This window comes from Methylobacterium sp. XJLW (assembly GCF_003254375.1).
In the GTDB taxonomy this organism is placed as follows: Bacteria; Pseudomonadota; Alphaproteobacteria; order Rhizobiales; family Beijerinckiaceae; genus Methylobacterium; species Methylobacterium fujisawaense.
Genome location: NZ_CP016429.1, coordinates 4,966,352 through 4,991,222, shown reverse-complemented (window position 1 = coordinate 4,991,222; position 24,871 = coordinate 4,966,352). Strand labels below are relative to the sequence as shown.

The window sequence follows — 24,871 nt, the reverse complement described above, 5'->3', positions numbered from 1 at the left end:
CACCGGGATGGGATGCGTGTCCTATCGCCTCTTGACGATCGGGAGGGGGTGGTGCTCCTCTCGGAGCGTGGGGGCGGGGACTGGCTCACCCCCCTCCTCTACCACGTCCTGGGGCCACCGGGGGAGCGCGGCGTGTCGGTCCAGCGCCCGCCCGCGGGGCCGGCGGCCCTGCCGTCGGAGATCGCCTTCCTGCTGGCCGAGGGCGTCGACGGCCGGCTGCTGGTCCGGGCGGCCGCCGCGGCGGCCGCGGCCGGGACCGATGCGGCGACCGCCCTGCTGAATGCCGGTCTGATCGCCGAATCGGCCTATTACGAAGCCCTGGCCCGGGCGCTTGGCGCCCCCTACCTCGACGGCCCGATCCCGTTCGGCCTGGGCCTGCGCTTCCCCGACAGCCTGGTGGCCGGTCTCGCGCCGCTGGCGCCGGGATCGGTGTCGCCCTGGGTGCTGGCGCCCCGGGGGCGGGCGATCGCGGACCTCCTCGACGCCCCGGGCCGCGCTCCGTGCCGCGCCGCCATGCCGGCGATCACCAGCCCCACGCGCCTGCGCGAGGCCGTGTTCGCGGCCATCCCCGAGCAGGTGGCGGATCATGCGGCGCACGACCTGCGGCGGCGCGCGCCCGAGCGGGCGACGGCCCCCGAGCCCGCCCTCCGCTGGCTGCTGGTCCTCGCCCTCGCGGTCACCGCCGCGCTCTGCCTGTGCGCGGCGCTGCCGCCCCCGCTGACGCGCGCGGTGGTGATCGCCGGGCAGATCCTGTTCCTGGCCATGGCGGCCCTCCGGATCGCGGCCCTCGCCATCGCGGCCCCGGTGGAGCCGGAGGCGGTGGCGCCCCTCGCCGAGGCCGACCTGCCGGTCTACACGGTCCTCGTCCCCCTCCACCGCGAGGCGGCGGTGGTGCCGGACCTGCTCAGGGCGCTCTCCGCCCTCGATTATCCGGCCGCCAAGCTCGACATCAAGCTGCTGCTCGAGGCGGACGACGCGGAGACCGCTTCCGCCCTTCCCCGGGACACCCTGCCGGCCCGGTTCGAGGTGATCACGGTGCCCCCGGGCGGCCCGCGCACCAAGCCCCGGGCGCTCAACGCCGCGCTGCCTTTGGCCCGCGGCGCCCTGCTCACGGTCTACGACGCCGAGGACGTGCCCGATCCCGGACAGCTGCGGCTGGCGGCCGCCCTGTTCGCGCGCCTGCCCGCGCGCACCGCCTGCCTCCAGGGGCGGCTCGTGATCGACAATGCCGGCGATTCGTATCTCGCCCGCGTCTTCGCCCTCGAATATGCCGGCCTGTTCGACGTGCTGAACCCGGCCTTCGCCCGCTGCGGCCTGCCGGTCCCCCTCGGCGGCACCTCGATGCACCTGCGCACCGCGGTGGTGCGGGCGCTGCACGGCTGGGATGCCCACAACGTCACCGAGGATGCGGATCTCGGCCTGCGGCTGGCGCTCGCGGGCTACACCGTCGGCGACCTGCCCAGCCCCACCTTCGAGGAGGCCCCCGCCCGTCTCGGACCCTGGCTCGGCCAGCGCACCCGCTGGCTCAAAGGTCTGGTCCAGACCAGCCTCACCCACGGGCGGCGCCCCCTCGACACCGCACGCAGCCTCGGCGGCCTGGAGACGCTCTGCGCCGTCGCGCTGGTCCCGGGGACGGTGGCCTCGGCGCTCGCCTACCCGGTCTGCCTCGTCGCGGCGGCGTGGTCCTTCCTGGTCCTGGAGATCCCGGCCGCGCCCGCCTTCCTGGACAACCTGCCCACCGGGCTCGCCATCACCCTGTTCGGGACGGGGCTCGCCGCCCTGGTCCTGCCCGCCCTCGCCGGCTGCGCCCGGCGCGGCTGGGGGGACCTCGCCCAGTCGGTCCCGTGGATGCCGGTCTACTTCCTGCTGGTCAGCCTGGCCGCGTGGCTGGCGCTGATCGAGCTGGTCCGCGCCCCGCTGCGCTGGAACAAGACCCGGCACGGCCTCGCGCGGACCTCCCGCAGCGGGCGGCGGGCCCGGCGCGGGCGGCCTGCGACACCCTGCGACACGGCGCGCGGGCCGGACGGCGGCGCATGCGCTTCCGCTTGATCTGGATCAGTCGCGCCGACCGGCGGCACCGCTCACGTCGGCGCTTGGCTCGTGCCCGCGCCCCGGGCGGCCGGTGATTCGCCTCGCGGCGGCCCAAGCGATGCCGGCCTTCTGCCTCCGACACACCCTCGAGCATGCGGACGGCCGCTGGGGCCTCGCCTTCGCCAGCGACCATCTGGAGGCGGACGGCGTGGAGGCGGCGATCCGTGGCGCCCGGGAGCTGTGCCGGACCGCCAGCCCCATGCTACCGCCAGCCCCATGCTCCTGACCGGGGCGCGGTGCTGACGGATTCGGTCGGCCGGATCCTCTGGTCGTTCACCCTGGCGCTGGCCCGGGAGCCGCCCTGCGTCCGGGCGACGCGCTGACGGCCGCCGGAGCCGGATGCCCCCGGGGCCCGCGCGTCGATGGCCCGCTGGCGCGGCCGGACCTGCATCGCGATCCCGAGGGGCACGCCGGCGGGCGGATTTCCCTGCGCCGCGCCATGCTCTAACGCCATCCGCATGAGCGAGACACGCGATGCGGGCCGGCCTGGGCCGGGCGGGGCGAAGGCGGCGGGTGCTGCGGAGGAGGCGCCTCTGAGCCGGCTCCTGCGCCTGATGGCGACCCTGCGCGATCCCGTCGCCGGCTGCCCCTGGGACGTGGCGCAGAGCTTCGCCACCATCGTGCCCTACACGATCGAGGAGGCCTACGAGGTCGCCGACGCGGTGGCGCGGGGGGATCTGCGCGACCTGCGGGACGAACTCGGCGACCTGCTGCTCCAAGTGGTGTTCCACGCCCGCATGGCCGAGGAGCAGGGCGCCTTCGCTTTCGACGACGTGGCCCGCGCCATCGGCGACAAGCTGGTCCGGCGCCACCCCCACGTCTTCACCCCGGATGGCACGCCCCTGCCCGCCGGCTCGCCCCTGCGGGATCCGGCCCAGGTCGAGGCCCAGTGGGCGGCGATCAAGGCGCAGGAACGGGCGGCCCGCCAGAAAGAGCGGCAGGAAGAGCGGCAAGAGGCGCGGCAGAATACAGGCGCCGCGCCGGATCCAACGCCGGACCCGCTCGGTGGCGTCGCCCGGGCGCTGCCGGCCCTCGCCCGGGCGGAGAAGATCTCCCGGCGGGCGGCCGCCTACGGCTTCGACTGGGACGAGGCCGCCCAGGTCGTCGACAAGGTCCGCGAGGAGACCGACGAGGTCGCCGAGGCCCTGGCGGCGGGCGACCCGCAGGCCCTGTCCGAGGAGATCGGCGATCTCCTGTTCTCGGTGGCCAACCTCGCCCGGCATGCCGGGATCGACCCGGAGACCGCCCTGCGCGACGGGACCGCCAAGTTCGAGCGCCGCTTCGCCGCCATGGCGCGGCACCTCGCGGCCTCCGGGGGCGCCCTCGGCCACTCCGACCTCGCCGCCATGGAGGCGGCGTGGCAGGCGGCCAAGCGCGACGAGGCGGGGGGTGGGCCGTAGCGGCGCGTGGCCCGGATCCGAATCGGGCGACCGCCTCGCGAGATCCGCGACCGGGACCTTCGTCTGTCCGCATTCGAGCGGCGCTGTCAGGCCGCGCCGCTCGAACGCCCGCGGCCCGATCTGCGGGCCCGTCGCGGCGGATCCGCCGGGCTCCGCAACGGTGACCCGACGCGTTGGCGTTCCGGCCGCCGGGCGTTAAACCCGCGCCATGTTCGATGATGCAGCCGCTCAGCGCTATCTCGCGGGACTGGCTCCCGTGGCGGCGGGATCGGTGCGCTGGCTCATCTACGATCACGACCGGCAATGGGTCTCGGTCGTTGACGGCAATCTCGTGTCCCTGCGGCAGGATTGCCTGCATGTCCTCGGCGCCTCCGCGGAGGCGGACGCCACCGCGTCCCTCGTCGATGCGATCCGCGACTTCCTCGCCGAAGGGACGGATCGCACCCCGCAGATCGTCGCCCTCTCGTGCGCCGTGCTGATGCAGAGCGTCGGGGATCTCGACGCGGTGTTCGATCGGATCCGGTCCGGCGTCATGGCAACCCTCGTCTATGCCGAGGACGTCGTGGTCAGGCGCGTCGCCGCGTAGGGCAAATCGGCACTGCCCGTCCTCACCGCCCGGCACGCCGGCGACGGCGGCCTTCGGGGCAGCCGGGGGCGGCTTGATCCCGCGAGGCACCCGCGCTCTCGACAAGGGGCTTCCGGGCGCGCGTCGGCGGACCGCCGACGCCGGGATTCCCGCTCCGGACGCGCCGGCTCGGATTGAAGGAACCTCCCCCGTCCAGGTTCCGAGGCCGAGCGGTGCCACGTTCCTGATCGACCGCGCCGCGATCCGCGCCGGGGTTACCCGCGGCGATCCTCCGCGGCTCCCCGGCGCGCCGAGGGCTCGACACGGGGCGGTCCGCGGATATGTTCCGCGCATGCGCTTCGCCCTGCCCGTCCTCGCCGCCCTCGCCGTCACCGCCGCCCTGTCCCGGCCCGCCTCGGCCGAGACGGTCGTCCAGGAGCGGTTCGGCTGCCACAGCCAGGAGGTCACCGACCGCCTGTTCAAGCTGGTCATGGCGGGCGACGAATCCGGGTTCGGGCAGTTGCTGAAGGGCAGCCTCGCCAGCGGCGAGTGCCGGTCCTTCAAGCCCGGCGAGGAAGTCCAGCTCGAGTCCCGGACGATGAGCTACGGCTGCCTCGCCCTGAAGGACGCGCAGGACCGCTGCTACTGGACGCCGCTCAGCGCCATCGAGAAGGCGAACTGAGCCGGGCCCGGCCGGAGGGCGGCCCCGCTGTCCGGCACCCGCGAGGGGCGCCGGGCCCCGTGGGCGATCAGGCGCCCTTCTTGCCCTTGCCCTTCGCCGGTTCCGCCTCGCCCTCCCCGGCATCGGCCGCCGCGTTGATCGTCCCGGCGATCCGGGAGAGCAGCGCGTCGGTGGTCTTCTCCTCCTGCAGGGTCTCGTCCAGGAGCTTGGCGGCATCCGCGTAGCCGAGCTGCGCGGCCCAGGTCTTCAGGGTGCCGTAGCGGGCGATCTCGTAATGCTCCACCGCCTGGGCGCAGGCGGCCAGAACCGCGTCGGCGGCCGGGCTGCCCGCGAAGTCGTCGAGGTCCTCCTCCATCTCGGAGACGATCCCCTGCATCGCCTCGCAGGTCTTGGCCCGGGCCGGCTTGCCGATGATCTCGAAGACCTGCGTCAGGCGCTCCACCTGCTGGGCGCTCTCCTCCGCATGGGTCTCGAAGGCTTGGCGCAACGCGTCGTGCTCCGCCGCCTTGGCGGACTTCTTGAGCGCCTTCACCGACTGCTTTTCGGCATAGTAGACGTCCTTCAGGGTCTCATAGAACGCGTCCTGCAGCGTCTTCTGCTTGGCCATGGCGGTCTGTCTCCGTTGAAGGGCCGCCGTCGGTGTCGGCGGCCTCCTCGGTGAACCCCGGTCCGGCCGGCTGTATCCGGGCGATATCTTCGGCCTGTGGAGGAACCTTTCGGGGTTTCGAAGGCGCCCCCCACCGCGTCGGGCAGAGACGGGCGGGCCCGGGTCGCGACGCGTCGGCCTGTCGTCCGCCGTTCGGGGCCGGGGGGCGGTCTTCCGGGCCGCCTGGCGGCCGGTCCATCGCCCGGGATCCTGTGATCAGGGCCTGCCGGGATCCGGGGATCCGGGGATCCTGTGATCAGGGGTCCCGGATGGGGGCCTGCGCGTCCCGTCCCGGTGGCGTCGGCGGGCGCTGCGGAGCGCGGGCGGTCCGGGGCGCGGCGCCGGCAGATCCGCGGTCCCCGCCGAACGGCCAGTCGATCAGCCCGCCGGCCCAGAGCGCCGCCCAGACGAAGACCGGCTGAAACGCCAGGCGCGGGCCGTGGTACCACCAGGAATCCGGGATGCCGGCGATGGCGACGTGGTCGAAGGCGTGCTTGAGGTTCGCCGGGTAGACGCAGACCGCGTAGAGGGCGAGGCCGAGCGCGGCCGCCCGGCGGAACCGGCCCGTCAGCAGGCCGACGGCGCCGGCGATCTCGCACAGGCCGGTCGCCAGGATGACGAGCCGCGGCTGCGGCACCCAGTCGGGCATCAGCGGCAGCATCGCGTCGGTCGCCACGAGATGCACCACCCCGATGAAGGCGTAGAGGGCCGCGAGCCCGTAGCGGAGCCGGCGGCGGCCCGTCTCGACCGCTTGCCCGGTCACGCGACGGACTCCTCCGTCACCCCGCAGGCGCGGGCCACCGACTCGCGGAGCGCCGCCCTGAGGCGGAGGACCGCCGTGTGCCCGAGGCTGGCGAAGGCCGTCTCGCCCACCGCCGTCACGGGGGCGAGGAGCCGCAGGGAATTGGTCAGGAACACGGCCTCGGCGCCCATCAGGTCGGGCAGGCTCAGCGACCGCTCCTCCGCCCGGAGCCCGCATCCGGCGGCGAGCGCCAGGATCTCCGCCCGCACGATCCCGGCGAGGACGCCGTCGGTCAGCGGCGGCGTCACCAGGATCTCCCCGAACAGGCCGAACAGGTTGCCGGTGCCCGCGCATGCGACGCGTCCCCGGGTGTTGCAGAACAGCGCCTCGTCGAACCCCGCCGCGGCGGCGTCGCGGGCGGCCAGCACCGCGTCGCCGTAGCCCAAGGTCTTCAGCCGGGCGGCCGGGGACGTGTCGTTGCGGGCGATCGAAGTCGGCCACAGGCGCAGGGGCGCGAAGGCCGCGCTGCGGGCGCTCGGCGCCGCGGTGGCGAACAGGGTCGGGCTCGGATCCTCCGGCGGCTTCAGGCCGCGCGGGCCGGAGCCGCGGGTGAGGGTGGTGCGGATCGCGAGCCGCTCCCCGGTCCCGCCCCCCGCGCCGGCCAGCGCCCGCATGGCCTCCCGGATCCGGTCCGGCGCGGCGGGGATCCCCAGCGCGTCCGCGGAGGTCACGAGCCGGGCGATGTGGGCCTCCGCGAAGGCGACCCGGCCGCCCAGCGCCAGCGCCGTGTCGAACAGGCCGTCGCCCAGCGTCAGGCCGCGGTCGGTGAGGTCCAGTGGCGCGGTCGTCCCCGCGACGAGGGCGCCGTCACGCCACAGCATCGCGCTGTCCCTCCCGCCAGGCCCGGGCCAGCCCCAGAAAATTGGCGAACAGGGCGTGGCCGCCCTCGGTCAGGACCGATTCCGGGTGGAACTGGATGCCGTAGGTCGGGTGGGTCCGGTGCGACAGGGCCATCACCTCGCCCTCCTGCGAGACCGCGTCGACGGAGAGGTGCTTCTCCATCTCGGGGCCGGGGGTCACCACGAGCGAGTGGTAGCGCCCCACCGGCATCGGCGCCGGCAGCCCGGAAAACAGCCGCTCGCCCGTATGGGCGATCGGCGTCATCTGCCCGTGCAGGGGCCGCTGCGCCCGCGCCACCGTGCCGCCGAAGGCCGCGCCGATCGCCTGGTGGCCGAGGCAGACGCCGAGGATCGGCACCGCCCCCGACAGCTCCCGGATCGCCGGCAGGGAGATGCCGGCCTCCGCCGGGGTGCAGGGGCCGGGCGAGACCACCAGGGCCTCGGGGGCCAGCGCCCGGATGCCGGCGACGTCCAGGGCGTCGTTGCGCACGACCCGGACCTCCTCGCCCAGCTCCTCCAGGTAGCGGACGACGTTGAAGACGAAGGAATCGTAGTTGTCGAGGACGAGGATCATGCGAAGGCCTCGAAGACGCGGGCGGCCTTGGCGAGGGTCTCGTCGTATTCCGGGCCGGGCTCCGACAGCAGGGTCACCCCGCCCCCGGCCTGCAGGACCGCCTGTCGGTCGTCCATGAACACCGTGCGGATCGCGATCGCGGTATCGAGCGCCCCGTCGAAGCCGATCCGGCCGATGGCGCCGCAATAGAGTTCCCGGGCGTCGCCCTCGATCTCGGTGATGATGTCCATGGCGCGGATCTTCGGGGCGCCGGTGATCGAGCCCCCCGGGAAGGTCCCTTCCAGGAGGTCGAGGGCGTCGAGCCCGTCGCGGAGCTCTCCGGTCACCACCGACACCAGATGGTGGACGTTGGCGTAGGTCTCCAGGCCGCAGAGCGTCGGCACGGCGACGCTGCCCGGCGCGCAGACCCGGGACAGATCGTTGCGCAGCAGGTCGACGATCATGACGTTCTCGGCCCGCTCCTTCACGCTGGCCTGGAGCGCCTCGGCCGCCGCCCGGTCGGCCGCCGGGTCGTCCGAGGGGTTATCCGCGCGGCGGGCGGTGCCCTTGATCGGCCGGGTCTCCACGTGACGGCCGTCGAGGCGGATGAACCGCTCGGGCGAGGACGAGGCGACGGTCAGGCCCTCCAGCTCCAGATAGGCGCCGAAGGTCGCCGGGTTGGTGGCGCGCAGCCGCCGGTAGAGGGCGAACGGATCGAAGCCGGCCGGGAGATCGGCGGTGAAACGCTGGGCGATGTTGGCTTGGTAGATGTCGCCCGCCCGGATGTAGGCGCGGACCTTTTCGACAGCCTCTTCATAGGTTTGTCGGTCGAAGTTCGAGCGCCATGTGAGCGGCTCCGGCGCTCCGGCGGCGGCCGCGCTCGGGATTTCCGCGCCGCCGAGCCGGTCGGCGAATCGGGCGAGCCGCGCCTCCGCGCGGGCCTGCCGCTGGGCCGGTGCGGTCTCCGGGAACCCCGTGGCGACGAGCCGGCAAGTGCCCGCGGCGTGATCGATCACCAGGGCCGTGTCGTAGAAGTTCAGGGCGATGTCGTCGGTGAGCCCCGCCCGCCGGGCCGGCGGCGCCACCCGTTCCAGCGATGCCCCGAGGTCATAGGCCAGATAGCCGATCGCCCCGCCGGGGAAGGGTTCTTCGGCGTCCGGTTCGATCCGGTACGGCGCGAGGCACGCCCGCAGAGCCGCGAAGGGACCGCCCGGCACCGGATTTCCGTCGAGGGTCGCCCGCCCGTCGCGGTAGCGGAAGCGTGCGAACGGCTCGGCGGCCACGATCGAATGGCGACCCAGGGAGTCGTGCCGCATGGCACTGTCGAGGAAGGCGAGCCCGGGCAGGGGGCGCAGCCGGGCCGCCGCCGCGACGGGATCGATGAAGGGGATCTCTCGGGTCCACATGACCGGGTTCGGGCTGTTGTCCTGGGCGAGGGCGGGGCAGATCCTGTCACGCTGCCGTCGCACAGGCGATGCCGCGGGGGAAGCGGCAGTTGCACGCAGGGACCGCCCTGGGGGGCAGACAGGGCGTGCTTCCGACGCAGACCGCGTCCCCGCGGCTTCATGTGGGATGTCAGGGCAGGCGCGCAAAGTCCTGGTCAAACAGCCAAGTTTCCGGTTCTGCGTCAGCGGCGCGCGCCGGTCCGGTCACCCCTGCGGCGGCCGGTCTCGCGCGGCGGCGCGGGAGCTTGTATAAGAACCGCGATCCCGAATTCCCGTCCTCGCGCTTCGAGCGACCGATCCTCGGTTGCCCGCGCCGGGCCTGTCCGACCCGAATGCCATGACCGCCACGCCTGCTCCCCGCGGCCCCGCTTCCGGAGCCGAATCCAAAATCACGGCCCCCAAGATCTCGTTCGTGTCGCTGGGCTGCCCGAAGGCGCTGGTCGATTCCGAGCGGATCCTCACCCACCTGCGCGCCGAGGGCTACGAGCTGGCCCGCCGGCACGACGGCGCCGACGTGGTGATCGTCAACACCTGCGGCTTCCTCGATTCGGCCAAGGCGGAGTCGCTCTCGGCCATCGGCGAGGCCATGGCGGAGAACGGCCGGGTGATCGTCACCGGCTGCATGGGCGCGCAGCCGGAGGAGATCCGCGAGAAGTATCCGGATCTCCTGGCGGTGACCGGGCCGCAGGCCTACGAGTCGGTGGTGGCCGCCGTCCACGAGGCGGTGCCGCCGGCCCACGACCCGTTCCTCGACCTCGTGCCGCCGCAGGGGATCAAGCTCACCCCGCGCCACTACGCCTACCTGAAGATCTCGGAGGGGTGCAGCAACCGCTGCAGCTTCTGCATCATCCCGTCCCTGCGCGGGAATCTCGTGAGCCGCCCCGCCGCCGACGTGCTGCGCGAGGCCGAGAAGCTGGTGAAGGCCGGCGTGAAGGAGCTGCTCGTCGTCTCGCAGGACACCAGCGCCTACGGCGTCGACATCCGCTACGCCGAGAGCCCGTGGCGCAACCGGCAGGTCCGGGCCAAGTTCTACGACCTGACTAAGGAGCTCGGCGAGCTCGGGGCCTGGGTGCGGCTCCACTACGTCTACCCCTACCCGCACGTGGACGAGGTCATCCCGCTGATGGCCGAGGGCAAGGTGCTCCCCTACCTCGACATGCCGCTCCAGCACGCGAGCCCGTCGGTGCTCAAGCGCATGCGCCGGCCCGGCAACCAGGAGCGCCAGCTCGACCGGATCCGGAGCTGGCGGCAGACCTGCCCGGACCTCGCGATCCGCTCGACCTTCATCGTCGGCTTCCCCGGCGAGACCGAGGCCGAGTTCGAGGAGCTGCTGGCCTGGCTGCAGGAGGCCAAGCTCGATCGGGTCGGCTGCTTCGAGTACGAGCCGGTGGCGGGCGCCACCGCCAACGCGCTCGGCGACCTCGTGCCGCCGGCGGTGAAGGCCGAGCGCAAGCGCCGGTTCATGGAGACGCAGAACGGCATCGCGCTGCGGCTGCAGCGCGCCAAGGTCGGCAAGCGGCTGCCGATCATCGTCGATGCCGTCGAGGGCGGGGTCGCCCGGGGCCGGTCCAAGGCCGACGCGCCGGAGATCGACGGCACCGTCCACGCCGCCTTCCGGCGCCCGGTGCGGGTCGGCGACATCGTCACCGTGAAGATCGACCGGGCCGAGGCCTACGACCTCTACGGCAGCGTGGCGTAAGGCTGTCCCCGTCATCGCGAGCGCAGCGAAGCGACCCAGCTGGGGCTGCGCTCACCGACGTCGCGTTGCCCTGGGTCGCTTCGCTGCGCTCGCGATGACGGGCGCGGGCCGGACTCCTGTTGAAGCCCTCTCCGACGCGGCTTGACCCCGCCGGCCCACCGCGGTCTTTGGAACAGAGCAGGAACTCACCGCGGATCTCCGAGGCGGCGATGGATCCGGAGGTCGCGCTCCGCAAGATCATCCACATCGACATGGACGCGTTCTACGCCTCCGTGGAGCAGCGCGACGACCCGTCCCTGCGCGGCAAGCCCCTGGCGGTGGGCGGCTCGCGGGAGCGGGGCGTCGTGGCGGCGGCGAGCTACGAGGCGCGCAAGTTCGGCGTGCGCTCGGCCATGCCGTCGGCCACGGCCCGGCGGCTCTGCCCGGACCTGCTGTTCGTGAAGCCGCGCTTCGAGGTCTACCGGGCGGTCTCGGAAGAGATCCGCGCGGTCTTCGCCCGGCACACGCCGCTCATCGAGCCGGTGGCCCTCGACGAGGCCTATCTCGATGTCACCGAGAACCTCCTGGGCCTGCCGACGGCGACGGCTGTGGCGAAGGCGATCCGGGCCGAGATCCTGGAGCGCACCGGGCTCGTGGCCTCGGCCGGGGTCTCGTACAACAAGTTCCTCGCCAAGGTGGCGTCCGACCACAGGAAGCCGAACGCCCTGTTCGTCATCACCCCCGCCATGGGGCCGGACTTCGTGGCCGAACTGCCGATCGGCCGGTTCCACGGCGTCGGTCCGGTCACCGAGGCGAAGATGAAGCGGCTCGGGATCGAGACCGGGGCGGATCTCCGCGCCTGGACGCCGGAGCGCCTGCGCGAGACCTTCGGCTCCGCGGGCGCCTACTACCACGCGGTCGCCCGGGGGATCGACGAGCGGCCGGTCCGCGCCCACCGGGTGCGCAAGTCGATCGGGGCGGAGACCACCTTCTCGGAGGATACGGCGGCCTTCGAGGTCCTGGCCGCCCGGCTGGCGCCGCTGTTCGACAAGGTCTGGGCGGGGGCCGAGGCCAAGGGGATGCGCGCCCGGACCGTGACCCTGAAGCTGAAATTCTCGGATTTCGCCCAAGTCACCCGGGCGAAGTCGCTGTCCGTCCCCGTCGCCGACCGGGCGGCGCTGGAGCGGATCGGCCTCGACCTGCTCGCCGGCCTGTTCCCCCTGCGGCGCAGCGCGCGGCTGATCGGGGTGTCGCTGTCGGGCTTCGCGCAGGACGCGCCCGAGGCGCCGCTCCAGCTCGGGCTGGCGCTCTGACGGGGCGCCCCGTCGCGGGGCCCCGTCGCGCGGCCCGCGCTGATGCGACGCGGGATCGTCGTGCGGTCGCGCACGCCGGGCCCGCGCGGCCGCCCCCACATGGGATCCATCCGGCGCGGACCGGCATTCCCCGGGACCGCGCGCACCGAAGGGTCCGTCCCATGTCGAAGCCCGCCGTCCTGGCCCTGTCCGCCGCGCTCCTGCTGACCGTCCCGGTGCACGCCGCCCGCGCCGACGGCACCGCCGCCTTCGGGGCCGCCAACGCGGCGCAGCTCCTGGGCTACACCGCGAGCCCCGCCCAGCTCTACGTCCCGGCGAGCGGCCCATCCGCCGGGTTCGCGACCGGCCCGGCGCCCCAGCGGCCGAAGCCGCCGGCCCGCGCCCGCTGACCGGGATCGCCCGGGCCGGGCCGGCCCGGGCGTGCCGTCACGCCGGCTCGGTCAGGCGTTCTTGCGCGGCCGGTGGTCCGGGTCGACGCCGCCGTCGCGCTTCGTCTCGTTGTCGACGTCGCCCTCGAAGGTCGAATCCGCCTGCAGATCCGCCGGGTCGGCGCCGCTCATCCCCTTCGACGTGCCGATCCCGGGATTGCCCTTGAGGTCGGCGTCCGTCGGCGTGTCGGTCTTCGGGTGCTTGCCTGACATGCTGGCTCCTGACTGGCATCCTGCCGGATGCCGATGTCGGGCCAACGCGTTGGGGCGGGGGCGGTCTCCCGCGCGGCATGCGGCGGTTCGCCTCCCGCGCCCCGGGGCGCTCAGCCGATCTGCGCCGCCGCGATCCGGCGGACGCCCGCCGCCTCCATCCGCGCCCAGGCCTGCGCCAGCGACCCGTCCACGTCGATCCCGCGCACCGCATCCTCCACCACGAGGACCTCGAAGCCGGCGTCGCGGGCGTCGAGCGCGCTCCAGGCGACGCAGAAATCGGTGGCGAGGCCGCACACGGCGACGCGGGTGATGCCGCGCTCCCTGAGCGCCCCCGCGAGGCCCGTGCGCGTGGCCCGGTCGGCTTCCAGGAAGGCCGAGTAGCTGTCGACCCGGGGATCCAGCCCCTTGCGCACCACCAGGCTCGCCCGGTCGGTGGCGAGCCCCGGCGCGAAGGCGGCCCCGCGGCTGCCCTGGACGCAGTGCCGGGGCCACAGCACCTGCGGCCCGTAGGGCAGCACGATGGTCTCGAACGGCGCCCGACCGGGATGGGTCTCGGCGAAGGAGACGTGATCCGCCGGGTGCCAGTCCTGCATCAGCACCACATGCCGGAAGCGGTGCTGGAGCGCGTTGATCGGCTCGACCACCGCGTCGCCCCCCGGGACGGGGAGCGCCCCGCCCGGCAGGAAATCGACCTGCACGTCGACGACGAGGAGCAGGTCGGCGTTGCCGGGCGTCACGGTCGCGGGCCTCAGGGCAGCATCACGATCGAGCCGGTGGTCTCCCGGCCCGCGAGGTCGCGGTGGACCTGCTGCGCCTCGGCCAGCGGGTAGGTGGCGTTCACCGCGATCTTCACCGCGCCGTCGCGCACCACCTTGAACAGGCGGGCGGCCGCCTCCTCCAGGGTGGCGCGGTCCGACGTGAAGGTCGCCAGCGTCGGGCGGGTCACGTAGAGCGAGCCGCGCGGGGCCAGCAGGCCGAGGTCGAGCCCGGTGATCGCCCCCGAGGCCGAGCCGAAGCTCGCCAGGAGGCCGAGCGGTGCGAGGCTGTCCAGCGAGCCCATCAGGGTCGCCTGCCCGACGCCGTCATAGACCACCGGCACGCCCTTGCCGCCGGTGATCTCGCGCACGCGCTTGGCGACATCCTCCTCGCGGTAGAGGATGACGTGGTCGCAGCCGTTCTGCTTGGCGAGTTCCGCCTTCTCGGGGCTGCCGGCGGTGCCGATCACGGTGGCGCCGAGGTGCTTGGCCCACTGGCAGGCGATCAGGCCGACGCCGCCGGCGGCCGCCTGCCACAGGATCGTGTCGCCGGGCTTCACCGCGTAGGTCCGGTGCAGCAGGTACTCGACGGTCAGGCCCTTGAGCATCATGGCGGCGGCGGTCTTCTCGTCGACCCCCTCGGGGATCGGCACGGCCGCGGAGGCCGGGATCACCGGCTCCTCGGCGTAGCAGCCGTCCGCCACCGAGCCGTAGGCGACCCGGTCGCCGGGCTTGAACTGCGAGACCCCCTCGCCCACCGCCGTGACGGTGCCGGCGCCCTCCTTGCCGGGGGTGTAGGGCATGTGCGGGGACTTGTAGGCGCCGGTGCGGAAGTAGATGTCGATGAAGTTGACGCCGATGGCGGCCTGCTTGACGCGGATCTGCCCGGGGCCGGGCTCGGCCAGGGGCACGTCCTCGAAGCGCATCACCTCGGGGCCGCCGTACTCGTAGACCCGGATCGCCTTCGGCATCGTCCTGCTCCCGCTCGCCGCCCCGTCCGGGGCGTTGCAGCCCGAGATAACGGAGCGCCCGCCGGAGGCAATTCGTTTTTGGGCCCCCGTACGCCGCCCGTGCGCCGGTTGTAACCCGCCCAGGGGCGCCGCCGTTCTGGATCCGCCGGTCCTGGGCGCCTATCTAGCCCTCGTCCCTGCTCCTGCCCTTCCTCAGCCGAGGTCCGAGATCCATGTCCGGCACCACCCGCACGAGCGCCGACCTCGATCCGCGCCGCCGCCGCCTCCTCTACCGCGCCTGGCACCGGGGCATCCGCGAGATGGACCTGATCATGGGCCGCTTCGCCGATGCCGAGATCGGCGACCTGTCAGAGGCGGAGCTCGACCAGTTCGAGGCGCTGATCGAGGTGCCGGACCGCGACCTGTTCAAGTGGCTCACCGGCGAGGTCGAGACGCCGTCGAACTACGACACGTCGGTCTGGCGGCGGGTGCGGGCGTTCCACCGGCACGACGCGCCGATCCATTCCTGAGAGCGACCGGTCGAGAGTGCCCGCGATGGACGAACCCAAGCCCAACTACGATCACCCGGCCCGGTCGATCGCCACCGAGCTGGTGGTGCGGATCATGCTGGAGATGATGGAGCGCTCCGATCCGGCGCTCCGCGCCGAGATCCTGCGGCAGGCGACGGTGCGCGCCGGGGCGATGACCGAGCACATGCCCAACGCGGATTTCTTCCGCGGCCGGGTCGAGGCGGCGCTGGCGGAGATCGTCGGGCCGGACGCCTGAGGGGCATGCGCCGGGGTATCCCCGGCCCCGACGCGGCGCGGGCCGCGGCCTCTTCCATGCGGGAGAGGGGACCCGCGCGCCATCCTGCGCCCGGCTCACCGACGATCGGCCGCCCATCGGCGCAGGGCCGTTCCCTGCCGCGACGGAGCGTCCATATAGGCTCTGTCCCGCCGCCCGGCCGCCGCCGCCATGCTTTATCGCGGCGGCCCGATCGGCTAACGCCACCCGACCTCTACCCCTGACGCGCCCGGCGGGATTTCCCGCGAAAGACCCGATGGCCAAGCCTCAGCCGAAGCCCCCCGCCCCCGCCGCCAAGCCGCAGGTCGCGCGCTTCGCCCTGCCGAAATCCTCGGCGCTCGCCCGGGCGATCGACGCCCTGAAGCGCGGCGACAGCCCGGTCCTGGCGAACGCCCCGGAGGGCTTCGACGCGCTGGCGCTCGCCGACCTCGCCCGTGCCCTGGCGCCCACCGTCGACGCGCCGGCCGTGCTGGTCCACGTGGCGCGGGATTCCGGACGCTCGGCCTCGTTCCAGGCGGCGCTCGGCTTCGTCGCGCCCGAGATGGACGTGATGAGCCTGCCGGCCTGGGATTGCCAGCCCTACGACCGGGTCTCGCCGACCACGGCCACGGCCGCCGCCCGGATGACGGCGCTCGCCCGCCTCGCCCGCACCCGCTCCGCCGAGGACCGCCCGCGGATCCTCTGCACCACGGTCAACGCCCTGGTGCAGCGGGTTCCGCCCCGCACCCACATCGCCAAGGAGGCGTTCTCGGCGGCGATCGGCAACGTCGTGTCCATGGACGACGTGGTCGCCTGGGTCGAGGCCAACGGCTTCCTGCGCACCGGCACCGTGCGCGACACCGGCGAGTATGCGGTGCGCGGCGGCATCCTCGACCTGTCGCCGCCGGGCTTAGCCGCGCCGATCCGCCTCGACTTCTTCGGCGACACGCTGGAATCGATCCGCGCCTTCGATCCGGAGACGCAGCGCACCACCGGGCAGCTCCGCTCGCTGGACCTGATGCCGATGAGCGAGGTCCAGCTCACCACCGAGACGATCCGGCGCTTCCGCCAGGGCTACATCCAGAGCTTCGGCGCGGCGACCCGGGACGACCGGCTCTACGAGACCGTGAGCGAGGGGCGCCGCTACGCCGGCCTCGAGCACTGGATGCCGCTGTTCTACGACCACCTCGACACGCTGTTCGACTATCTCGGCGGCGTGCCGCTGGTCTTCGACCCGCAGGTCGAAGACGCCGCCGCCGAGCGGATCAGCCTCGTCCAGGATTATTACCAGGCCCGCGAGGGCGCGATGAAGACGCCGCAGGCCGGCGTCGCTCCCTACAAGCCGCTGCCGCCCCGGGCCCTCTACCTGACGCCGAACGAGCTGAAGGAGCGGATCGCCACCGCCACGGTGGCGCGGCTGACGCCCTTCGCGCAGCCCGAATCCACGGAGCGCGCCGTGATCGATTGCGGCGCCAAGGCCGGGCGGAGCTTCGCCCCCGAGCGGGCCGACGAGAATGCCAGCGTGTTCGACGCCGCGGTGGCGCATATCCGCGACCTCCAGGGATCCGGTCATCACGTGATCCTGGGCGCCTGGTCCGACGGATCCCGCGACCGGCTCTGCGGCGTGCTCACCGACCACGGCCTCAAGAAGCCGGTGGCGATCACCCGGCTCACCGACGTCTACGCGCTGAAGCGCGGCACCGACGCGGCGGTCGCCGTCTGGGGCCTGGAGGCGGGCTTCACCGCGGGCGAACTCGCGGTGGTCTCCGAGGGCGACATCCTGGGCGACCGGCTGGTCCGCCAGAAGCGCAAGGCCAAGAGACCCCAGGACGTGATCCTGGAGGTGCAGGCGCTCCAGCCCGGCGACCTCGTGGTCCATGCCGACCACGGCATCGGCCGGTTCGTCGGCCTCAAGACGATCCACGCCGCGGGTGCCCCGCACGATTGCCTGGAGCTGCAATACACCGGCGGCCTGCTGCTGCTGCCGGTGGAGAATATCGAGCTCCTGACCCGCTACGGCTCGGAGGATTCCGAGGTCGCCCTCGACCGGCTCGGTGGCGGCGCGTGGCAGGCCCGCAAGGCCAAGATGAAGCGCCGCATCCTCGAGATGGCGGGCGAATTGATCAAGGTCGCGGCCCAGCGCTTCGTCCGGAAGGCCCCCGCCCTCAAGGCGCCGGAGGGGCTCTACGGGGAATTCGCCGCCCGCTTCCCGTTCGAGGAGACCGAGGATCAGGCCAACGCGATCGACGCGGTGCTGGACGACCTCAATGCCGGCCGGCCGATGGACCGGCTGGTCTGCGGCGATGTCGGCTTCGGCAAGACCGAGGTGGCTTTGCGCGCCGCCTTCGCGGCGGCGATCTCCGGCAAGCAGGTGGCGGTGATCGTCCCCACGACGCTGCTGGCCCGCCAGCACTACCGGACCTTCGCGGAGCGCTTCAAAGGATTGCCGGTTCAGGTGGCGCAGCTCTCCCGCTTCGCCTCCGCCGGGGAGATGAAGCAGACGCGGGCGGGGCTCATCGCCGGCACGGTCGACATCGTGGTCGGCACCCACGCCCTCTTGGCCAAGAACATCGCCTTCAAGGATCTCGGCCTGATCATCGTGGACGAGGAGCAGCATTTCGGCGTCGCCCACAAGGAGCGGCTGAAGGCGCTCCAGGCCGACGTCCACGTGCTGACGCTGTCGGCGACGCCGATCCCGCGCACGCTCCAGCTCGCCATGACGGGGGTGCGCGAGCTCTCGATCATCGCGACGCCGCCGGTGGACCGGCTGGTGGTGCGCACCTTCGTGACACCCTTCGACCCGCTGACCATCCGGGAGGCCCTGCTGCGCGAACGCTACCGCGGCGGCCAGTCCTTCTACGTGGTTCCCAGGATCGAGGATCTGGCCGAGGTCAAGAAATTCCTCGACGCCGAGATGCCCGAGATCAAGGTCGCGGTGGCCCACGGCCAGATGGCGGCCGGCCAGCTCGAGGACGTGATGACGGCCTTCTACGAGGGCAAGTTCGACGTGCTGCTCTCGACCACGATCGTGGAATCGGGCCTCGACATCCCCACCGCCAACACGCTGATCGTCCACCGGGCCGACATGTTCGGGCTGGCCCAGCTCTACCAGCTGCGCGGCCGGGTCGGTCGCTCGAAGGCCCGGGCCTACGCGCTGTTCACGACCCCGGCGAACCGCCAGCTCACCGCCCAGGCCGAGCAGCGCCTCAAGGTGCTCCAGAGCCTCGACACCCTGGGCGCGGGCTTCCAGCTCGCGAGCCACGATCTCGACATCCGCGGCGCCGGCAACCTGCTCGGCGACGCGCAGTCCGGCCACATCAAGGAGGTCGGCTACGAACTCTACCAGCAGATGCTGGAGGACGCGGTGACGGCGCTCAAGGCCGGCATCGAGGACGTGCCCGAGGAGGCGTGGTCGCCGACCATCGCGCTGGGCGCCCCGGTGACCATCCCGGAGACCTATGTGGAGGATCTCGGCGCGCGGCTCGCGCTCTACCGGCGCCTCGCCACCCTCCAGGACGATGCCGAGATGGAGAGCTTCGGCGCCGAACTCATCGACCGGTTCGGGCCGCTGCCGCCGGAGGTGGAGCAACTCCTCAAGATCGGCACAATCAAGATCCTCTGCCTCAAGGCGAACGTCGAGAAGGTCGAGGCCGGGCCGAAGGGCGTGGTGGTCCATTTCCGCGACCGGTCCTACGCCAACCCGCAGGGGCTCGTCGCCTACGTGGCCGAGCAGGCCTCCTTCGCGAAGGTGCGGCCCGACATGAGCGTCGTGTTCGTGCGCGAGCTGAATACGGTCCCGGCCCGGCTCAAGACCGCCACCGAGGTGCTGCGCAGCCTCGTGAAGATCGCCGAGCGGGGGAAGAAGGCGGCGTAACGATCCGCCCGATAGACTCCCTCATCCTGAGGTGCCCGCGTCAGCGGGCCTCGGCACCTCAGGATGAGGGGGCAGGTGGGAAAGCCGTGTGTGTTGCACCGCCCGCCCATCTCTGCTCTCTCCGTCGCGAATCCCAGGAGACGCGTGGATGGCAAACCCGGCCGCAGCCAGCGCCCCGTCCGATCCGGCAAGATCCGAGAAAAACGCCTTCCTCACCCCCCTGTTCACCGACCGGCGCGTCGCCGCGGTGCTCGGGCTCGGCTTCGCGCAGGGCATCCCGTTCCTGCTCGTCTACGCGACCCAGTCGGCGTGGCTCGTCCAGGCCAAGGTGCCGCTCGCCACGATCGGGCTGATGAGCGAGCTGACCATCGCCTACAAGCTCAAGTTCCTCTGGGCCCCCTTCCTCGACCGCCACGACGCGCCGCTCATCGGCCGCTGGCTCGGGCGGCGCCGGGGCTGGATCGTCGCCACGCAGATCCTGGTGGCCCTGGCGCTGGCCGGCGTCGCCTTCGGCGATCCGGCCCACTGGCTCGCCTGGACGGTGGCGTTCTCCCTGGCGCTCGGCGTGGCCGGCGCCACCCAGGACGTGGTGATCGACGGCTGGCGCATCACCGCCGCGCCCCCGGAGCGGCAGGCGCTGATGTCGTCGTGGTCGGAGATCGGCTACCGGATCGGCAACCTCGCGGCGGGCGCCGGCGCCCTCTACCTGTCTGACGCCTATGGCTGGCGCGCCGCCTACCTGTGCATGGCCGCCCTGATGGCCCCCGGCACGATCGCGGCCCTGCTCGCCCCCGAGCCCCCCGCCCCCGAGACGCCCGCCACCGGCGGATTCGTCGAGACCGTGTGGGCGCCGATCCGCGACCTTTTCGCCCGGCTCGGGCCGCTGGCCGTGCCGGTTCTGGCGCTGGTCGCGGGTTTCCGGATGCCCGGCTACGTCTCGAACGCCATGGCGATCCCGCTGTTCAAGACGCTCGGCTACTCCAACACCGACATCGCCACCGTGACGAAGCTGTTCGGCTTCTGGATCGCGCTCGGCGGCACCTTCCTGGCGAGCGCCATCATCCCGCGGATCGGCATGATGGCGAGCCTGCTGATCGGCACCGTGACGGCCTCGGCCTCGCACCTCGCGCTGGCCTATCTCGCGTGGCACGGCGGCCATGGCGGGGCGGCGTTCTGGACCTTCGCGCTGACCGTGGGGATCGACGGCTTCGCCTACGCCTTCGCGTCGATCGTGCTGATCACCTACATGTCGCGGCTCTCGGCGACCGCGCACGCGGCGAGCCAGTACGCCCTGCTCACCTCGCTCTGCGCCCTGCCGGGCAGCCTGCTCGCCGGGTTCTCGGGCTTCGTGATCGAGCGGACCGGGTTCACGTGGTTCTTCGTCGGCACGTCCCTGATCGGCGTGCCGGTGGCCCTGCTCTGCCTGCTGGTCGCGCGCCGCCACGGGCCCATGGACACGCCCGGACAGGCGATCTGAGGCTGTGTCCCAACACGGGAACGCGCGCGGAAACTGTCTCTTTAGCGGGGATTAACCACAGCACGGCTTAATGGGGTGGACGGTTGATGTCCTCCCCAGACGGGCGACCCAGGCCACGTGCGCGGAAACAAGCTTTCGCGGGCGAACGGCGGCGGCTGCCCACGGGGAAGCGCGTACGCGAGTTCCCCGAATGGCCCAGGCTGCGTTGTCCCAAGCCGCGTTCCAGATCGCGTATCCGAGCGCGGCGCCCCTGCGCCGGGCGCCGCCGCGCATCACCTACGTCGAGACCGTCTACGATCCCGTCATCCGCACCCGGGCGCCCTACCCGAGCGCCATGCGGCGCGCGCGCCGCCGCGCCCGGCTGACGGCGCTCATCTCCCTGACGGGCATAACCCTGGCCGGCTGGGCCGTGTTCAGCCAGCCGCAGGGGCCGGCCCGGATCGACCAGCAGACCGTCGCCGCGACCGGGGCGATGTCCGGGCTCCCGCCGGTCGCCGCCCCGATCCGGCACGCCGCTCGCAACGCCGCGCCGAATCCGAGCATCGCCTGGATGCTCGATCCGAGCCCGGCGCTGGGCTCCGGTTCCGCGACGGCCTTCGGCGAGGCCCCGCCGACCGCCACCTTCCAGATCGCCCGTGCCGAGCCGTCCCCGGCGGTCCGCGAGATCGCCCGGCAGGTTGCCCGTGCCGAGCAGTCCAAGGCCGCGCAGACGGCCGAGCAGGCCCAGATCCGGATGGCCCAGATCCGGATCGCCCAGGCCAAGATGGGCGAGACGACCACGGAGGCGCCGGCCGCCCCGGTCCGGATCGCCGCGGCCGAGCCCACGCCCGCCGCCCTCGCGCCCGCCTCCGTCCTCGTGCCGCTGCCGGTGTCGCGTCCGCCCGAGCTGCGGCGTGCGCCCGCGGTCCCGGCCACGCGGGTGGCGACCCGCGCCCTGCCCCGGACCCGCGACGTGTTCCGCGCCGCGATGGCCGAGGAGCCGTCCTTCTTCGAGAAGCTGTTCGGGGTCGGTAACGCGGCGCCGTCACAGGACAGCCGCCAGGAGCCCCGTCAGGCGCTCGCCTATGCCAGCCCGGACGCCCTGCCGCAGGAGGCGCCGCGCACCCGGATCAGCCCGGAGCCCGATTCGGTGGCCGGCACGGCCGTCTACGACATCACCGCCCGCACGGTGACGCTGCCCTCCGGCGAGGTGCTGGAGGCCCATTCCGGCCTCGGTGAGGCCATGGACAACCCGCGCTACGTCCACCTGCGCATGCGCGGCTCGACGCCGCCCGGCACCTACACGCTGACCGAGCGCGAGCGCCTGTTCCACGGGGTCCGGGCGATCCGCCTCAACCCGGTGGGCGGCAGCGCCGCGATCCACGGCCGCGACGGCCTGCTCGCCCACACCTACATGCTGCGGCAGCCCGGCGCCTCGAACGGCTGCGTCTCCTTCCGCGACTACAACCGCTTCCTGCAGGCCTTCCTGCGGGGCGAGATCCGGCGCCTCGTGGTGGTGGCCGGCAGCGAGGCCGGCGGCATCCTCAACCGGATCGGCCTGGCCGGGCGCCGCGGCAGCCGGGGCTGAAGCGCGACAGGGTTGACGACCGTCTGAGCCGAAAGTTCGAGACTTCTTCGGCGCGGCGCGGCTTTACGCGCCCGCCCCAGCTGCCTTAACGGGGCTCAGACGCCAGCCCTGACAAGAGGCACCCGATGAAACTGCCCCGCCGCTTCTTCCAGCCCCTCGCCACCGGCGCGCCGGCCCCGTTCCGCGAGCTGCCCGTGCGGCTGGAGCGGATGATCCACTTCGTGCCGCCCCACAACGACAAGGTCCGCGCCCGGGTGCCGGAGCTCGCCGGCACGGTCGACGTGGTGCTGGGCAACCTGGAGGACGCGGTCCCGGCCGACCAGAAGGAGGCGGCCCGCAAGGGCTTCGTGGCGATGGCCCAGGCCACCGACTTCGCCGCCACCGGCACCGGCCTCTGGACCCGGATCAACGCCCTCAACTCGCCCTGGATTCTCGACGACCTGTTCACGATCGTGGCCGAGGTCGGGGACAAGCTCGACGTGGTGATGGTGCCCAAGGTCGAGGGGCCGTGGGACATCCACTACATCGACCAGCTCCTCGCCCAGCTCGAGGCGCGCCACGGCGTGACGAAGCCGATCCTGGTCCACGCGATCCTGGAGACCGCCGAGGGCGTCGCCAACGTCGACGCTATCGCGTCCGCCTCGCCGCGGATGCACGGGATGAGCCTCGGGCCGGCGGATCTCGCGGCGTCCCGCGGCATGAAGACCACCCGGGTCGGCGGCGGCCACCCGGATTACCGGGTGATCGCGGACCCGGCGGGCGACGCGCCCCGGGCCAGCGCCCAGCAGGACCTCTGGCACTACACCATCGCCAAGATGGTCGATGCCTGCATGGCCAACGGCATCAAGGCCTTCTACGGCCCGTTCGGCGACTTCTCCGATGGCGCGGCCTGCGAGGCGCAGTTCCGCAACGCCTTCCTGATGGGCTGCGCGGGCGCCTGGACGCTGCATCCGAGCCAGGTGGCGATCGCCAAGCGGGTCTTCGCGCCGGACCCGGCCGAGGTGGCCTTCGCGGCCCGGATCGTCGAGGCCATGCCGGACGGCACCGGCGCCGTGATGCTCGATGGCAAGATGCAGGACGACGCCACCTGGAAGCAGGCCAAGGTCATCGTGGATCTCGCCAAGCTGGTGGCCGCGAAGGATCCGGAGCTGGCGGCGGTCTACAAGCTGGGGTGAGCGGCTGCCGAGTGCGCCCCCCTGTTGATTACAGATCGGTGTCCGCAAGCCACGACGTGCCCCCTCTCCCGTGCGGGAGAGGGTTGGGGTGAGGGATCAGGTTTTTCCGGATAGGTCGCACCCCTCACCCTGTCCCTCTCCCGAACGGGAGAGGGGACCTGCGCTGTGTTCTGAGCCGGTGGCAAGGAATTCAAGCTGGAGGTGGCCCCGCACAAGCGATGTGCCAGTAACCTCGCCTGGACTCGCAATCACCCTTTCGGGCCAGTCCAGTGATCAAGTCGACCCCGCGAGCCCGAAGCCTGCGCCGCACCCAGACATCCGCCGAGGCCAAGCTCTGGCGCGTTCTGCGAAACCGCGCCCTGAACGGCTGGAAATTCCGCCGCCAGCACCCGATCGACCGATACATCGTCGATTTTGCCTGCATAGAGGCTAAACTCATCGTCGAGGTGGACGGGGCAACGCATTCCACCGATGCCGAGCTCGTCCGAGACGCCATGCGGACCGAAATCCTCGAATCGCTCGGCTTCGCCCTGCTCCGCATCCCGAACGCGGACATCCACGACCATCGCGACGGCGTGCGCGAGACGATCCTGGCGGCCCTCGAGCGCCGCGACACGGTCTAGTCCCCCCTCATCCGCCGAACCGCGCCCGATACGCCTGCGGCGTCGCCGCGACGTGCCGCAGGAAGCTGCGCCGCAGCGTCTCCTCGGAGCCGAAGCCGCAGGTCCGGGCGATTCGCTTCACCGGCTGCGCCGTCTCGGCGAGCGCCCGCCGGGCCGCCTCCACCCGCAGGCGCTCCACGGCCTTGGCCGGGGTGAGGCCGGTCGCCTCCAGATAGTGCCGGCTCAGGCTGCGCGCGCTCATCCCGGCCGCCGCGGCCAGCGCCGGCAGCGACAGGTCGCCGGACAGGTTGTCCGCCATGAAGGCGTGGAGCCGCCCGAACCGCTCCTCGCCCGCCTGCAGGGCCAGCGCCGCGCTGAACTGCGCCTGCCCGCCGGGGCGCTTGAGGAACATCACGAGGTGGCGCGCCACCGCCAGGGCGGTCGCGCGGCCGAGATCCTCCTCGACCAGCGCCAGGGTCAGGTCGATGCCCGCCGTGACCCCCGCCGAGGACCAGACCGGGCCGTCGCGCACGAAGATCGGGTCGGGCTCGATCCGGGCGCGCCGGTAGCGCGCGGCGAGCGCGCCGCAATGCTTCCAATGGGTCACGGCCCGCCGCCCGTCGAGGAGTCCCGCCGCTCCGAGCAGGAACGCGCCGGTGCAGACCGAGGCGACCCGGCGGGCCCGGCCCGCCCGGGCCCGCACCCAGGCCACCAGGGCGGCGTCGTCGCAGGCCGCGACGACGCCGGGACCGCCCGCGATCACCAGCGTGTCCACCGGCGCCGCGAGATCCGGCAGCGGGTCGGCCACCAGCCGCAAGCCCGCCGAGGCGGTGAGCCCCGGGTCGCCGGCCGCGATCACCCGCGGCGCGTATGGGGTCCCGGCGCCGCCGTGCTCGTTGGCGGTGGCGAAGACCTGGAGCGGCCCGGCCACGTCGAGGAGCTGCACCGACGGGAAGGCCAGCACCTCGACCGGTCGCGGCGGATCTGGCGAGAAACGAGGGCTCTTTGGCATTTCAGCCAGATCCTGACGCGG

The 24,871-nt window shown here is 72.9% G+C and carries 23 protein-coding genes; 14 read left to right on the top strand and 9 right to left on the bottom strand.

The genetic code is table 11. From position 1 onward, the window contains the following. The first annotated feature begins 51 nt into the window (after window positions 1-51). From A3862_RS23140 to A3862_RS23120, 4 genes are all read left to right on the top strand, one after another. Window positions 52-2,049 carry a glycosyltransferase family 2 protein gene (locus A3862_RS23140; protein WP_236961460.1) on the top strand — a complete coding sequence of 666 codons (1,998 nt, stop codon included), beginning with the start codon at window positions 52-54 and terminating at the stop codon, window positions 2,047-2,049. Between the two features lie 500 nt (window positions 2,050-2,549). Continuing rightward, window positions 2,550-3,491: a nucleoside triphosphate pyrophosphohydrolase gene (mazG, locus tag A3862_RS23130; protein ID WP_111474018.1), complete on the top strand. Its 942-nt coding sequence runs from the start codon at window positions 2,550-2,552 to the stop codon at window positions 3,489-3,491. Window positions 3,492-3,699: 208 nt separating this feature from the next. Next, entirely contained in the window at window positions 3,700-4,077 is a 378-nt protein-coding gene (locus tag A3862_RS23125) for a hypothetical protein (protein WP_043756785.1), read from the top strand. A 331-nt stretch (window positions 4,078-4,408) separates the two neighbouring features. Continuing rightward, window positions 4,409-4,738 (top strand): hypothetical protein, encoded by a 330-nt coding sequence (locus A3862_RS23120; protein WP_043756788.1) that lies wholly within the window; start codon window positions 4,409-4,411, stop codon window positions 4,736-4,738. A gap of 67 nt (window positions 4,739-4,805) precedes the next feature. Here the strand turns inward: A3862_RS23120 and A3862_RS23115 are convergent, their stop codons facing one another. From A3862_RS23115 to pabB, 5 genes are all read right to left on the bottom strand, one after another. Then, window positions 4,806-5,345, bottom strand: coding sequence for a YciE/YciF ferroxidase family protein (locus tag A3862_RS23115; RefSeq protein ID WP_043756791.1), 540 nt, complete (start codon window positions 5,343-5,345; stop codon window positions 4,806-4,808). Between the two features lie 295 nt (window positions 5,346-5,640). Next, window positions 5,641-6,147 carry a DoxX family protein gene (locus A3862_RS23110; RefSeq protein ID WP_043379683.1) on the bottom strand — a complete coding sequence of 169 codons (507 nt, stop codon included), beginning with the start codon at window positions 6,145-6,147 and terminating at the stop codon, window positions 5,641-5,643. Beyond that, window positions 6,144-7,007, bottom strand: a complete 864-nt coding sequence (locus A3862_RS23105; RefSeq protein ID WP_043756793.1) for an aminotransferase class IV — start codon at window positions 7,005-7,007, stop codon at window positions 6,144-6,146. The genes A3862_RS23110 and A3862_RS23105 overlap by 4 nt, the downstream gene beginning before the upstream one ends. After that, window positions 6,994-7,599 (bottom strand): anthranilate synthase component II, encoded by a 606-nt coding sequence (locus A3862_RS23100; protein WP_043379680.1) that lies wholly within the window; start codon window positions 7,597-7,599, stop codon window positions 6,994-6,996. The genes A3862_RS23105 and A3862_RS23100 overlap by 14 nt, the downstream gene beginning before the upstream one ends. Continuing rightward, window positions 7,596-8,984, bottom strand: coding sequence for an aminodeoxychorismate synthase component I (pabB, locus tag A3862_RS23095; protein ID WP_043756796.1), 1,389 nt, complete (start codon window positions 8,982-8,984; stop codon window positions 7,596-7,598). The genes A3862_RS23100 and pabB overlap by 4 nt, the downstream gene beginning before the upstream one ends. A gap of 376 nt (window positions 8,985-9,360) precedes the next feature. Between pabB and rimO the strand changes: the two genes are divergently transcribed. The 3 genes from rimO to A3862_RS23080 all read left to right on the top strand — a co-directional run bounded on the left by rimO (window position 9,361) and on the right by A3862_RS23080 (window position 12,403). Then, on the top strand, window positions 9,361-10,722 hold the full coding sequence (gene rimO / locus A3862_RS23090; protein WP_043761101.1) for a 30S ribosomal protein S12 methylthiotransferase RimO: 1,362 nt from the start codon (window positions 9,361-9,363) through the stop codon (window positions 10,720-10,722). A gap of 209 nt (window positions 10,723-10,931) precedes the next feature. Further along, complete coding sequence (gene dinB / locus A3862_RS23085) at window positions 10,932-12,014, top strand: DNA polymerase IV (protein ID WP_043379674.1); 1,083 nt, start codon at window positions 10,932-10,934, stop codon at window positions 12,012-12,014. 161 nt (window positions 12,015-12,175) lie between these two features. Further along, complete coding sequence (locus tag A3862_RS23080) at window positions 12,176-12,403, top strand: hypothetical protein (protein WP_043379670.1); 228 nt, start codon at window positions 12,176-12,178, stop codon at window positions 12,401-12,403. A gap of 51 nt (window positions 12,404-12,454) precedes the next feature. Here A3862_RS23080 and A3862_RS23075 read toward each other — a convergent pair whose 3' ends face one another. The 3 genes from A3862_RS23075 to A3862_RS23065 form a co-directional block, all read right to left on the bottom strand. Beyond that, the gene (locus tag A3862_RS23075) at window positions 12,455-12,655 is read right to left on the bottom strand and encodes a hypothetical protein (protein ID WP_043350668.1); all 201 of its coding nucleotides are present in this window, start codon (window positions 12,653-12,655) and stop codon (window positions 12,455-12,457) included. A 110-nt stretch (window positions 12,656-12,765) separates the two neighbouring features. Next, a complete protein-coding gene (gene pncA / locus A3862_RS23070; protein ID WP_043350665.1) occupies window positions 12,766-13,392 on the bottom strand; it encodes a bifunctional nicotinamidase/pyrazinamidase in 627 nt (208 codons plus the stop codon). A gap of 11 nt (window positions 13,393-13,403) precedes the next feature. Continuing rightward, complete coding sequence (locus A3862_RS23065; protein ID WP_043379664.1) at window positions 13,404-14,381, bottom strand: quinone oxidoreductase family protein; 978 nt, start codon at window positions 14,379-14,381, stop codon at window positions 13,404-13,406. A 212-nt stretch (window positions 14,382-14,593) separates the two neighbouring features. Here A3862_RS23065 and A3862_RS23060 point away from each other — a divergent pair, with 212 nt between their 5' ends. From A3862_RS23060 to A3862_RS23025, 7 genes are all read left to right on the top strand, one after another. Next, window positions 14,594-14,890, top strand: coding sequence for an FAD assembly factor SdhE (locus tag A3862_RS23060; protein WP_043351869.1), 297 nt, complete (start codon window positions 14,594-14,596; stop codon window positions 14,888-14,890). A gap of 25 nt (window positions 14,891-14,915) precedes the next feature. Continuing rightward, the gene (locus tag A3862_RS23055) at window positions 14,916-15,146 is read left to right on the top strand and encodes a hypothetical protein (RefSeq protein ID WP_043351867.1); all 231 of its coding nucleotides are present in this window, start codon (window positions 14,916-14,918) and stop codon (window positions 15,144-15,146) included. A gap of 274 nt (window positions 15,147-15,420) precedes the next feature. Continuing rightward, the gene (gene mfd, locus A3862_RS23050; protein WP_043756801.1) at window positions 15,421-19,017 is read left to right on the top strand and encodes a transcription-repair coupling factor; all 3,597 of its coding nucleotides are present in this window, start codon (window positions 15,421-15,423) and stop codon (window positions 19,015-19,017) included. A 148-nt stretch (window positions 19,018-19,165) separates the two neighbouring features. Next, a complete protein-coding gene (locus A3862_RS23045; protein WP_043756804.1) occupies window positions 19,166-20,494 on the top strand; it encodes an AmpG family muropeptide MFS transporter in 1,329 nt (442 codons plus the stop codon). 190 nt (window positions 20,495-20,684) lie between these two features. Continuing rightward, a complete protein-coding gene (locus A3862_RS23040) occupies window positions 20,685-22,061 on the top strand; it encodes a DUF2778 domain-containing protein (RefSeq protein WP_052083593.1) in 1,377 nt (458 codons plus the stop codon). A gap of 125 nt (window positions 22,062-22,186) precedes the next feature. Continuing rightward, on the top strand, window positions 22,187-23,236 hold the full coding sequence (locus tag A3862_RS23035; RefSeq protein WP_043756806.1) for an HpcH/HpaI aldolase/citrate lyase family protein: 1,050 nt from the start codon (window positions 22,187-22,189) through the stop codon (window positions 23,234-23,236). Between the two features lie 269 nt (window positions 23,237-23,505). Next, window positions 23,506-23,859 (top strand): endonuclease domain-containing protein, encoded by a 354-nt coding sequence (locus A3862_RS23025; RefSeq protein ID WP_043756808.1) that lies wholly within the window; start codon window positions 23,506-23,508, stop codon window positions 23,857-23,859. A gap of 7 nt (window positions 23,860-23,866) precedes the next feature. On the opposite strand, the gene A3862_RS23020 is transcribed toward A3862_RS23025, so the two are convergent. Then, a complete protein-coding gene (locus tag A3862_RS23020; RefSeq protein WP_043756811.1) occupies window positions 23,867-24,850 on the bottom strand; it encodes a GlxA family transcriptional regulator in 984 nt (327 codons plus the stop codon). Window positions 24,851-24,871: the final 21 nt, after the last annotated feature.